The sequence below is a fragment of the Parafrankia sp. FMc2 genome (assembly GCF_041008525.1).
In the GTDB taxonomy this organism is placed as follows: domain Bacteria; phylum Actinomycetota; class Actinomycetes; order Frankiales; family Frankiaceae; genus Parafrankia.
The window spans coordinates 1-10,395 of record NZ_JBFLUG010000196.1; the positions used below are offsets into that span (position 1 = coordinate 1).

Consider the following 10,395-nt stretch of genomic DNA (forward strand, 5'->3'; position numbering starts at 1 on the left):
TCGGTAGAGGGACAGGTGATGTGTGTATACGCGCGATGTGCAGGGCGACCCGGCCGCGGCGGCCGGGTCGAACTGGACCACGCCGGCCTGGGCCAGCCGGACCGCGGCGGCGAGTTCGGCGGCCGGGCGGTCCTTGAGCAGGTAGCCGGCCGCGCCCGCGCGCAGCGCGCGCACCACGTAGTCCTCGTCATCGAACGTCGTGAGCATCACCACCCGGCAGGCTGGCGCCCGCTCGGCCAGTTCGGAGGCCGCCGCGACTCCATCCAGCACCGGCATCCGCACGTCCATGAGGACCACGTCGGGGCCGAGGGCCAGCGTCCGCTCGACCGCCTCCCGGCCGTCCGCTGCCGTGCCGACGACCTCGATGCCCGGCTGGATGTCGAGCAGGGCGGCGATGCTCTCCCGGATCAGCCGCTGGTCGTCGACAACCAGCACCCGTACAGGCAGCAGCGACGATGGCGCGGGGAGGCCCGCATGGGACCCGGGTCCGGGAACGGCAGCATCAGTCATGGGGCTGGCTCGGTCATGAGCTGGCCCAGTCATGGGGCCGGCTCGGGCTGGTGGGGGATCGTGACGGCCAGGCGGGTGCCCCGACCTGGCTCGTTGTCGACCGTGACCGAGCCGCCGACCAGCGTCACCCGCTCGCGCATACCGCGCAGGCCGAAGCCCTCGCGGCCGGGGCCGAACCCGTGGCCGTCGTCGGCGACGACGAGGCGGGCCTCGGTCGGCGCGCAGTGGACGGTCACCGACACCCGGGTGGCGCGCGCGTGCCGGCGAACGTTGGTGAGGCCCTCCTGCGCCGCCCGGTAGAGCGTCATCAGCACCGCGGGCCGGTACCGGTGCTCGTCGCCGGACCAGTCCACCGTCACGGCCAGCTGGCCGTCGTCGGTCCGCCGGGCCTGTCTCGCCAGCTCGTCGAGGGCCACGGAAAGTCTGAACGGGGCCTCGCGCAGCGTGCCGACGGAGCGGCGGACGTCGTCGAGCGCGAGCCGCGCCGACTGGTGCGCGTCCTCGATCGCGGTGTCCGCGGCCACCGGGTCGCGGTCGCGGAAGGCGGCCGCCTTCTCCAGCAGGACCGAGATGGCGGTCAGATGGTGGCCGAGCCCGTCGTGGATGTCGCGGGCGACCCGGTTGCGTTCCGCGGCGGCGGACAGCTCGGCCACCCGCTCCGACGACGCCCGCAACCGTTCGTTCGCCTCCTGGACGCGTTTTCTGGCCCGCCGTTCCTCGGCGGCGACAGCGGCCATCGTGATCGTCAGCACCAGCCCGAGGACGAACATCAGCAGGTCCGAGATGTGTTCCTGCGAGCGGTACCAGCGGGGTTCGGTCAGCTGGAACGCCATGACGACGGCCGCGGCGCACCCGGCGCCGACACCGACGCTCACCGCGCGGCCGAACGCGAAGTACGCGGTGAACGGCAGCAGCAGGAACAGGACCCGGGCGAGCCCGGCTCCGTCACCGACGGCGATCAGGACGAACAGCGCGGCGCGCGCGGCCAGCAACCCGAGGGCCGCGGGCCGCGGGGCGCCGGCTGGGAACCGCCGTCGCTCGGCGAGGTCCAGGACGGCTGCCGCGGCCAGCCCGCCGACGAACGGCAGCTGCCTCGTGTCGCCCAGGCCGGCGAGGCCGGCGTACTCGCCGGCGACCAGCACGCCTACGTACAGGACGGGTGCGACCCACGGAACCGACGGCGACACGGCGTCAGGGTACGTCGACGGGCGCACTCGCCGGTATCTCCGAAAGGGCACGTGCCCGACGGCACGTGTCGGAAGGCATGGTTGCGCACCGGGTGCCGATGGGCAGGCTGCCAACGGGCACTTCCGGCGCAGCTCACCGCTTCCTACGGTCCGGGCATGTACTTTCTTCTGCGTTTCGGAGCCGTCAGCGGTCTGCTGGCCGGCCTCTTCATCGCGGTGCCCGGGATGATCGAGGCGTTCACCGGCGAAACCCTCGCCACCAGTCTGGCGCTCGGTGTCTCACCGGCATTGGCGGTTCCCCTGCTGCCGGCGCTGCGCCTCGGCCTGCCGACCGCGGGCGACCGGGCCTTCGCCGACACCGCGTTCGCCGTGAACCTCCTCGGGCTCGGGCTGTTCGGCGGAGCCGCCTACGCCCTGAACGTCGTCGTCCACCCGCTCGGCGACGACACCGACCTCGCCACGGCGAGCCGCGTCGCACTGCTGGCCAGCGCCGCCGTCTTCGTCGTCGGCGTGGTGCTGTTCGGGATCGCCCTGCTGCGCGCCGGCGCCTACCCACGCACACCGGTCTGGCTCTACCTGCTGGGGTTTCCGCCGTTCGCGATCGCCGCGCGGCTGCCGGACACTCCGCTGACCAGCCTGCTGCACGTGCTCGTCGGGGGCGCCGTCGCCTGGCTCGCGCTGTCCTGCTGGCGGCTTGCCGGTGCCACGGCGGATGTGCGGCCTGACCGCCTCGCCGGATGTGCGGCCTGACCGCCGCCGGAGTCGGGAAACCCGCGTACCGGGCGAGCATGTCAGCCCGCGGGGGCCGGCGGCGGTGCCGGCCCCGCGCCTGGTGGCAGGTCAGGCAGGGGCGCCGGCCCCCTGCGTCGAGGTCGCGAACTCCTCAGGACCGCTCTGCGCCGCCGCCGGATCCATCCACATGACCTGCCAGCCGTGACCGTCGAGGTCGAAGAAGCTGCGCGAGCACATGAAGCCGTAGTCCTGCGGGCCGTCCGCCTCGACGGCGCCCGCGGCCAGCGCTGCCTCGGTGACCGTGTTGACCTCCTCGCGGGACGACACACCGAAGCAGTAGAGCGCCAGCGCGTGCGTGGCGGGATCGGCCATCGGCAGCTTCGAGAACTCCGCGAACTTCGGGTGGCTGAGCAGCATGACGCTGGCCTGCTCGCCGACCAGCATGCAGGCGGCGGTCTCGTCGGTGAAGCTCGGGTTGAAGCTGAACCCGAGCTTCGCGAAGAACGCCTTGCTGCGCTCGAGGTCCGCGACGGGGATGTTCACGAACAGCATGCGGCCGGGGTGTGCGGGAGTGGTCACGGCGGGTCTCCAGATCCGTAGTGCGGCGGGTACGTCCTGATAGACCAGGCAGGCGGGCGGAACTCATCGGTGGAGCCCGCGGCATCCACGCACCAGACCACGGGCGGCCTCACCCCTCTCCCCGCGCCCCCTCTCCCCCGCGTCTCCCGGCGCGAGACCTCAGGCGCACCATCACCGGCTCGCCAGGCTGTCGCGCTCTGCGCGGATCCCCTCTCAGTAGCCGACGGTGAACCGCTGCCGGATATGGCGTGGAGTCTCGACCTCGTCGACGATGGCTACTGCGAGGTCCTCGGCGGATATATCGTTCGTGCCCGCCGCCGTGACCAGAATCTGGTTGGCGCCGGTCCGGAAGCGGCCGGTGCGCTCACCGGATGTGATCAGCCCGGCCGACGGGCTGAGATACGTCCATTTTCTGTTCGACAGGCGGTACAGGTTCAGGGCCTCCCGGTGGGCCAGTACGACCTTCACATAGTCAGCGGGGACTCCGAGGGCCGCGGGCAGGCCTTCCGCGAAGCCTTCCAGGTCAACGAGCTGCTGGCCTGGCTCCACCTCCAGGCTGCCAGCGCCGCCGACGACGATGAGCCTCGTGGCCGGATGCCGTTCCATCGCTGTGAGCACGGCGCGGGCGGCGGCAGGCAGAACCCCTGCGTTGGCGATGCTCTCCAGAATGCTGTTCCCGGTATTGATCGCGTTGACGATGACGTCATGCTCCGCGATGACCCGGGCCACGTCCGCGGGGTCGATGACGTCGGCCTGAACCCACCGGGCCGGGGCCGGTTGCGGAGGGAGGCGGGAGACATCCCGAGTCCACCCCGTCACCTGATGGCCTCGGGCGAGCGCCTCGGAGACAACGCACCGGCCGATGGTTCCGGTTGCCCCGAATACTCCGACCTTCACTTTTCTCCTCCATCTTCCGTACGGGGGGGGTGTTCGTCCTCCACTTCGGAGGGCACACGCGGGTTCACGGATGCCTGTCTCACCCTGCTGCCTGCCGGAAACGTACGGTAGTGGCCTGAATGCCATATATCCCAAGGATCAGGCCATGCTCCGGATCGTCGTCGTCGCCGTCCCGCCAGTGACCACCCTTGATCTGTCCATCCCGTCGGCGATGTTCCCGGCCGCGATCGTCGACGGCCAGCCGGGCTATGAGGTCGTGATCTGTACGCCCGAGCCCGGGATCGTGCCCGGGTACACCGGGCCCAGTGTTGTGGTGGAGCACGGCCTCGACGTCATCGACAGCGCTGACACAGTGATCGTCACGGGAACCGGAGCTCGCGCCCACGCGGGCCAGCCGGTCCTGGAGGCACTGCGGCGGGCCGCCGACGACGGCCGGCGGGTCGCCTCGATCTGCACGGGCGCCTTCGTGCTGGCCCAGGCCGGACTGCTCGACGGTCGCCCGGCCACCACGTACTGGCAGTACTCCGACGAGATGCGTCGCAGCTTCCCCGCCGTCGACCTGCGGCCCGACGTCCTGTACGTCGACGACGGGACGATCCTGACCTCCGCCGGCCTCGCCGCCGGTCTCGACCTGTGCATCCACATGATCCGGCGCGACTACGGGGCGGTGGTCGCCAACGCCGTCGCCCGAGCCGCGGTCATCGCGCCGATCCGGCCCGGCGGCCAGGCCCAGTTCATCGAGACACCGCTGCCGCCGGAGAACGGGACTTCACTGGCCGACACCCGCGCCTGGGCATCGGACCACCTCGCCGAGCCGCTGACCCTCGGGCGCCTCGCCGCCCACGCCCACACCAGTACCCGCACTCTCACCCGCCGGTTTCGCCAGGAGACCGGTCTGAGCCCCTTGCAGTGGTTGCTCCACCAGCGGATCGACCGGGCCCGTGAACTCCTCGAGGCGACGGATCTGCCGATCGCCGCCATCGCCCGGCAAAGTGGCCTGGGAACCGCCGAGTCGCTGCGCCTCCACCTCCTGCGCCGCAACGGGCTCACCCCCAGTGCCTACCGCAACGCCTTCACCCGGCGAACAACCCCGACCTGACTCACCACGGCACGCCACGACCAGTGACGACGCCGCCGCGGGCGACGCCGCGCTCGAAGTCTCTTCAGATCAGCCCACCGGCAAGGTAGGTTACCTTTACCTAAGTACCCGGCTCACGTCGGCCGGCACCTGCTCTTCCACTCCAACCGCGAGGAGACACGGCGTCGATGGCCAACCCACAACCACACCGCGCGACGGTCCAACGGACGGAGCGGCTCAGCCCACACATGATTCGGGTGGTGTTCGGCGGCGCCGGGCTGTCCAGGTTCACCGCCGGCGAGTACACCGACCACTACGTCAAGCTCGTGTTCCCGCTCCCCGGCGTGACCTACCCGTTGCCGCTGGACCTGGAGCAGGTGCGGCGCGACATGCCGCCCCGGAGCTGGCCCACCACCAGGACCTACACGGTGCGCGCCTGGGATGCCGACAAGGGCGAACTCACGATCGACTTCGTCGAGCACGGCACCCGCGGTCTCGCCGGACCGTGGGCGGCGGCCGCCAGGCCAGGCGACGAACTCCTGATCTTCGGGCCAGGTGGCGGCTACGCGCCGGACCCGGCCGCCGCCTGGCACCTGTTCGTCGGCGACGAGAGCGCCCTGCCGGCGATCGCCGCGTCGCTGGAGCGGACCCCGACCGGCGTGCCGGTCCACGTGTTCGTCGAGGTCGGCGGCAACGACGAGGAGATCCCGCTCGACGCGCCGGCCGGCGCCATCATCACCTGGCTCCACCGCGGCCAGCGTCAGGTCGGCGAACTGGCGGTCAGGGCCGTCGCCGCTCTCGACCTGCCGGCCGGCACCGGCCAGGCGTTCGTGCACGGCGAAGCCACCATGGTGAAGCAGCTTCGGCGCATTCTGCGGGTCGAGCGCGGGCTGGCACCGCGGCAGCTGTCCATCTCCGGCTACTGGCGTCTCGGCGCGGACGAGGACGGCTGGCAGGAGTCCAAGGGCGCATGGAACCGCGGCGTGGAGGCCGAGGAACGCGTCGCGCTCGCCCGCTGACGGGTTGCCGCCGCCCTGCGAACGGGTCAGTGCGCGCGAGTCCCGGTCTCGGTGGCGAAGCGTTCGATGCGCTCGGTGCGGCCGGTGACGACGATCACGTCGTCGCGGGTGAGCACGGTGGTCGGTTCGGTCGGGCCGAACTCACCGCCAGGCCGTTTCACCGCGACAACCGTCACGCCGAAGCGGCTGCGCAGTGCCAGGTCCCGCAGTGTGCTGCCGCAGATCGACCGCGGGGCGCGCAGCTTGGCGATCGCGAACCCCTGGTCGAACTCGACGAAGTCGGTGAGCCGGCCGGAGAGGAGGTGGGCGACCCGCTCACCGGCGTCCCGCTCGGGGTAGACGACATGCGACGCGCCGATCCGCTCCAGGATCCGGCCATGCTGACGGGTGATCGCCTTCGCCCAGACCTCGGTCACGCCCAGGTCGAGCAGCACACCGGTGGCCAGCAGGCTCGCCTCGATGCCGGTGCCGATGGCGACGACCGCCCGTTCGAAACCGTCGGCACCGAGCTGGCGGAGCGCGGCCTCGCTCGTCGCGTCCGCCTCGACGACGTGCGTCAGCGTTCCCGACCACTCCTGGACGAGCTCACGGTTCTCGTCGACGGCCACCACATGCTGGCCCTGGCGTTGCAGCGACTCGGCGAGCGTGCCGCCGAACCGCCCCAGCCCGATAATCAGCACGGAGTTCGGATGCCTGTCCCGCCCCACCCGTCGTCACCCCACTCCTGCTCGTAGGTAGCCCGGTCCGTAGGTAGCCCGGTCCGTAGGTAGCCCGGTCGGGTCGATCAGGGCCCGGCCCTCATCCGACGATCGGGCGTTCCTCGGGCAGCCGGTAGAGCCGGCGCCGTTCCCTCAGGGCCAGCGCCGAGGCCAGGGTAATGGGGCCGATGCGGCCGACAAGCATGAGGATTATGAGCACATACTGACCGAACGCCGGCAGCTGCGCGGTGATCCCGGTGCTGAGCCCGACCGTGCCGAATGCCGACGTGACCTCGAAGAGGACCTGATCGAGAGAGTGGTCACTGACGGTCAGGATGCTCAGCGTCCCGATGACGACGATCGCGATCCCGAGCAGGGCCACCGCGACGGCCTGGCGCAGCGCCGTGTGGGGGACCTGCCGGCCGAACGCGTCGACGGTGTCGTCGCCGCGTGCCTCCGCGATGATCGCGAAAAAGAGAATCATGAACGTGGTGACCTTGATCCCGCCGGCCGTGCTGGCGCTGCCGCCACCGATGAACATCAGCACGTCGGTGACGACCAGGGTGGCCGGGTCGGCCTGGCCGTAGTCGATCGCGTTGAAGCCGGCGGTACGCGCCGTGACACTCCCGAAGAAGCTGTTCAGCACTTTCCCGGGGTAGCCCAGCTGACCGAGTGTCGCCGGGTTTCGCCATTCCAGGGCCGCGACGGCAACCGCTCCACCCACCAGCAGGATCCCGTAGCCGAGCAGGGTCATCCTGGTGTGCATCGACCAGGTCCTGGGAGTGCGTAGTTCGTGGCGCAGCTCGAAGAGCACCGGGAAGCCGAGACCACCGAGGATCGCCGCAAGACCGATCGTGAGGATGATGACCGGGTCGGTCGCGAACCCCATGAGGTTGTCCGGGTAGAGCGCGTAACCGGCGTTGTTGAACGCCGTGATCGAGTGGAACAGCCCGAGATAGGCGGCCCGGCCGACCGGCTCGTCATACTCTGACCACAGGCGTCCGAACAGGACGAGCGCGGTCACCGCCTCGATGGAGAAGGTGGTCGCGGCGACCCCGCGCAGCACCCGCCGGACATCGCCCAGCCCGAGAGACTGGGTTTCCGTCGCGGTGAGCACCTGGATCCGCAGCCCGAGCCGGCGCGAGACCAGCAGCCCGAGCAGGGATGCCGACGTCATGAACCCGAGGCCGCCGAGCGCGACGGCGGTCATCACCACGACCTCGCCGAAGGTCGACCAGTGGGTCGATGTGTCGACGACGGCCAGCGCCCCGCTGGAAGCGCCGGTAGCGGTGAACAGCGCCTCCCGGAAAGTGGTGTCCACGCCGGGTTCCGCGGCGACCGGCAGCAGCAGGAGGACGGTCGCGGCGGATACCGTCACCAGGAATCCGAGTACGACAAGCTTCACGGGATGGCCCAGCCGGACCGCAATCCGATGCAGCCGACGGGTACGCCGCCGGGCGCGCCGTTCCGGTCGGGTCAGCGACGCTCCGCCCCCGTCTCCGCCGCTTTCCCCGGTCGCGTGAGGGGGGAAGCGGTCCGGTGCGCCATCGCGGCCGCGCTCACCGCGTACACCGCGCTCACGACCGCTCTCGCCCGGCGAAGCCCCGTCCACGACCACCCGCCCTCTCGGTGCAAGCCTCCCATCGGGTCCGCGCGGGGCCGTGCCGGGCCGCGCCTCATGCCGGTCCGAGGACGTTGGGGTGCAGGTTCGCCGTCAGTGCCGGTCGGGCGCTTCAGCCAGCCGATCCTTCCGTCCCGTCGAGCAGGGCCCGGACGAGCAGCGTGGTCGTGGTCTGCCGCCAGCGTTCGGGTGACCAGCCGAGGGGGCCGGTGGCGACGATGTAGTTCTCGACGCTGGTGATCAGGAAGGCGAGTTCGGCGGCGTCCTCGACGGTGAGTCCGGGGCGGAGTGCCGCGCGGTCGGCGAGCAGGCCGGCGAGGGCACGGAACGCGGTGCGGCGCTGGTTCTCGTTCACGTCCCACTGCGCCGCGAGGTCCGGGTCGGTGCCGACGGTGCCGCGGACGACGGCGAGCAGCGGCGCCACCCGCTCCATGATCTCGCGGCCACCGGCCGTCCAGAGCTCGATCAGCCGGACCGGGTCGGGTTCGGCGGCCATCTCCTCGAGCCACGGGCGGTCGAGGAGTGCGACCGGCTCGTCGTCGCCGACGGCGGCCACGTCGAGCGCTTCCTTGAGCAGGGTCGCCTTGTTCCCGAAGTGGAAGTAGACGGTCTGCACGGCAACGCCCGCGCGCGCCGCGACCTGGTCGAGCGTTGTCGCGCCGTAGCCCTGGTCGAGGAACAGGTCCGCCGCCGCGGCGATGATCCGCCGCCTGGTGAGCCTGGTCTTCTCAGCCCGGCTCAGCTTGTCCTTGACCCGACTCGGCTCGTCCTTGACGGCATCACCCACTCGCTAGAGACTACTCCAATGAGCCACTAGAGTTGACTCTAGCCAAAGGGGAGATCATGTCCGACCTCGCACCGATCCACCACGTGAAGATCCCGGTCAGCGACGTCCGTGCCAGCAGCGACTGGTACCGGCGGGTACTCGGGCTCGAGGTGGCCGATCGAGTTCACCGAGGACGGCGAGCTCCGCGGCGTCGCCCTCAAGGCCCCGGACGGCACCACCCAGATCGCGCTCCGACACGACCCCGAGCGCGCCGCCGCCCTCGCCGGCTTCGACCTCGTCGCACTCGGCGTGCCGACCCGCGACGGCGTCCACGCCTGGGCCGACCACCTGGCCGCCCTCGACCAGAAGCACGGCGGCATCGTCACCGGCCACCACGGCGGCACCGTCCTCGTCGGCCTCCACGACCCCGACGGCATCGAGATCCGCCTCTACGCCGACTGACCAGCCGATCCGACCAGCCGACCAGCCGACCGACTGACCGACTGACCGACCGCCCGACCGACCGTTCACAGACCGAGAAGGAGAATCACCATGCGACACACCGACTCCGGCGGCAACGGCGAGCCACTCGTCCTGATCCACGCAGCGGTCCTCACCGACTGGTTCGTCCCGCTCGAGCGCGAACCGGCCGTCGCCGACCTGCGCCGGATCAGCGTCACCCGCACCGGGTACTCCGACCCGGCGCCCGTCGAGCCGCTGTCGGTGGCCGACCACGCCGCCGAGTCCGCGGATCTGCTGCGCCGCCTCGGGATCGAGCGGGCCCGGGTGCTCGCGCACTCCTCCGGGTGCGTGTTCGCGCTCCAGCTGGCGCTCGACCACCCGGCACTGGTCGGCGAGCTCGTCCTGATCGAGCCGCCGCTGATCGACCCGCTCCTGCCGCCGCAGGACCGCGCGACGGTCGCCGCCGCGATCGGCCCCGCCCTCGGCGCGGCGATGGGCGCAGCCGCCCAGGGCGACCTGCCCACCGCCTTCGACACCTTCCTGGCAGCGGTGTGCGGACCGGCACACCGGTCCGTGATCGAGTCCGCCCTCGGGCGAGCCGGACTGGAACGCGCCGAACGCGACTGCGGCTACACCTTCACCGGCGAGATCCCCGCGCTCGCCGCGTGGCACTTCGACGAGGAGCTGGCGCGCCGCGTCGAGCAGCCCGTCCACCTCGTCGCCGGCGGCGACAGCCCTCTCTTCACCCACCGGCTCGTCGACCACCTCGCCACGATGCTCCCCGACACCCGCACCACCATCGTCCCCGACGAGAACCACCTGCTCCCCCTCCATGCCCCCTCCCTT

General features: G+C 71.2%; 12 protein-coding genes and 1 pseudogene. 6 read left to right on the top strand and 7 right to left on the bottom strand.

The window, feature by feature from the left end; genetic code table 11:
• Both AB1460_RS33360 and AB1460_RS33365 read right to left on the bottom strand, forming a co-directional pair.
• Positions 1-510, bottom strand: a 510-nt coding sequence (locus tag AB1460_RS33360; RefSeq protein ID WP_368966227.1) for a response regulator, incomplete at its 3' end; no start/stop codon positions are given.
• A 29-nt stretch (positions 511-539) separates the two neighbouring features.
• On the bottom strand, positions 540-1,697 hold the full coding sequence (locus AB1460_RS33365) for a sensor histidine kinase (protein WP_368966228.1): 1,158 nt from the start codon (positions 1,695-1,697) through the stop codon (positions 540-542).
• Between the two features lie 156 nt (positions 1,698-1,853).
• Between AB1460_RS33365 and AB1460_RS33370 the strand changes: the two genes are divergently transcribed.
• Positions 1,854-2,447 (top strand): hypothetical protein, encoded by a 594-nt coding sequence (locus AB1460_RS33370; protein ID WP_368966230.1) that lies wholly within the window; start codon positions 1,854-1,856, stop codon positions 2,445-2,447.
• A 90-nt stretch (positions 2,448-2,537) separates the two neighbouring features.
• Here the strand turns inward: AB1460_RS33370 and AB1460_RS33375 are convergent, their stop codons facing one another.
• Positions 2,538-3,008 (bottom strand): VOC family protein, encoded by a 471-nt coding sequence (locus AB1460_RS33375; protein ID WP_368966231.1) that lies wholly within the window; start codon positions 3,006-3,008, stop codon positions 2,538-2,540.
• 213 nt (positions 3,009-3,221) lie between these two features.
• Positions 3,222-3,905, bottom strand: a complete 684-nt coding sequence (locus tag AB1460_RS33380) for an NAD(P)-dependent oxidoreductase (protein ID WP_368966232.1) — start codon at positions 3,903-3,905, stop codon at positions 3,222-3,224.
• Between the two features lie 145 nt (positions 3,906-4,050).
• Here AB1460_RS33380 and AB1460_RS33385 point away from each other — a divergent pair, with 145 nt between their 5' ends.
• Together AB1460_RS33385 and AB1460_RS33390 are read left to right on the top strand one after the other, a co-directional pair.
• Entirely contained in the window at positions 4,051-5,004 is a 954-nt protein-coding gene (locus AB1460_RS33385; protein ID WP_368966233.1) for a GlxA family transcriptional regulator, read from the top strand.
• 167 nt (positions 5,005-5,171) lie between these two features.
• Complete coding sequence (locus AB1460_RS33390) at positions 5,172-6,002, top strand: siderophore-interacting protein (protein ID WP_368966235.1); 831 nt, start codon at positions 5,172-5,174, stop codon at positions 6,000-6,002.
• A 26-nt stretch (positions 6,003-6,028) separates the two neighbouring features.
• Here AB1460_RS33390 and AB1460_RS33395 read toward each other — a convergent pair whose 3' ends face one another.
• The 3 genes from AB1460_RS33395 to AB1460_RS33405 all read right to left on the bottom strand — a co-directional run bounded on the left by AB1460_RS33395 (position 6,029) and on the right by AB1460_RS33405 (position 9,108).
• On the bottom strand, positions 6,029-6,709 hold the full coding sequence (locus AB1460_RS33395) for a potassium channel family protein (protein ID WP_368966236.1): 681 nt from the start codon (positions 6,707-6,709) through the stop codon (positions 6,029-6,031).
• 91 nt (positions 6,710-6,800) lie between these two features.
• On the bottom strand, positions 6,801-8,105 hold the full coding sequence (locus AB1460_RS33400) for a TrkH family potassium uptake protein (RefSeq protein ID WP_368966238.1): 1,305 nt from the start codon (positions 8,103-8,105) through the stop codon (positions 6,801-6,803).
• Positions 8,106-8,433: 328 nt separating this feature from the next.
• The gene (locus AB1460_RS33405) at positions 8,434-9,108 is read right to left on the bottom strand and encodes a TetR/AcrR family transcriptional regulator (RefSeq protein WP_368966240.1); all 675 of its coding nucleotides are present in this window, start codon (positions 9,106-9,108) and stop codon (positions 8,434-8,436) included.
• 56 nt (positions 9,109-9,164) lie between these two features.
• Here AB1460_RS33405 and AB1460_RS33410 point away from each other — a divergent pair.
• The 3 genes and pseudogenes from AB1460_RS33410 to AB1460_RS33420 all read left to right on the top strand — a co-directional run.
• Positions 9,165-9,242: pseudogene (locus AB1460_RS33410) on the top strand (VOC family protein); the annotation flags it as partial.
• On the top strand, positions 9,217-9,549 hold the full coding sequence (locus AB1460_RS33415) for a VOC family protein (protein ID WP_368966241.1): 333 nt from the start codon (positions 9,217-9,219) through the stop codon (positions 9,547-9,549). The pseudogene AB1460_RS33410 and the gene AB1460_RS33415, both read left to right, overlap by 26 nt.
• 90 nt (positions 9,550-9,639) lie before the next feature.
• A partial coding sequence (locus AB1460_RS33420; protein ID WP_368966242.1) for an alpha/beta fold hydrolase occupies positions 9,640-10,395 on the top strand: 756 nt, incomplete at its 3' end.

Bases quoted from the DNA above. Each gene is read 5' to 3' on its own strand.
- AB1460_RS33370 (WP_368966230.1), top strand. From the start codon at position 1,854: ATGTACTTTCTTCTGCGTTTCGGAGCCGTCAGCGGTCTGCTGGCCGGC.
- AB1460_RS33390 (WP_368966235.1), top strand. From the start codon at position 5,172: ATGGCCAACCCACAACCACACCGCGCGACGGTCCAACGGACGGAGCGG.
- AB1460_RS33385 (WP_368966233.1), top strand. From the start codon at position 4,051: ATGCTCCGGATCGTCGTCGTCGCCGTCCCGCCAGTGACCACCCTTGAT.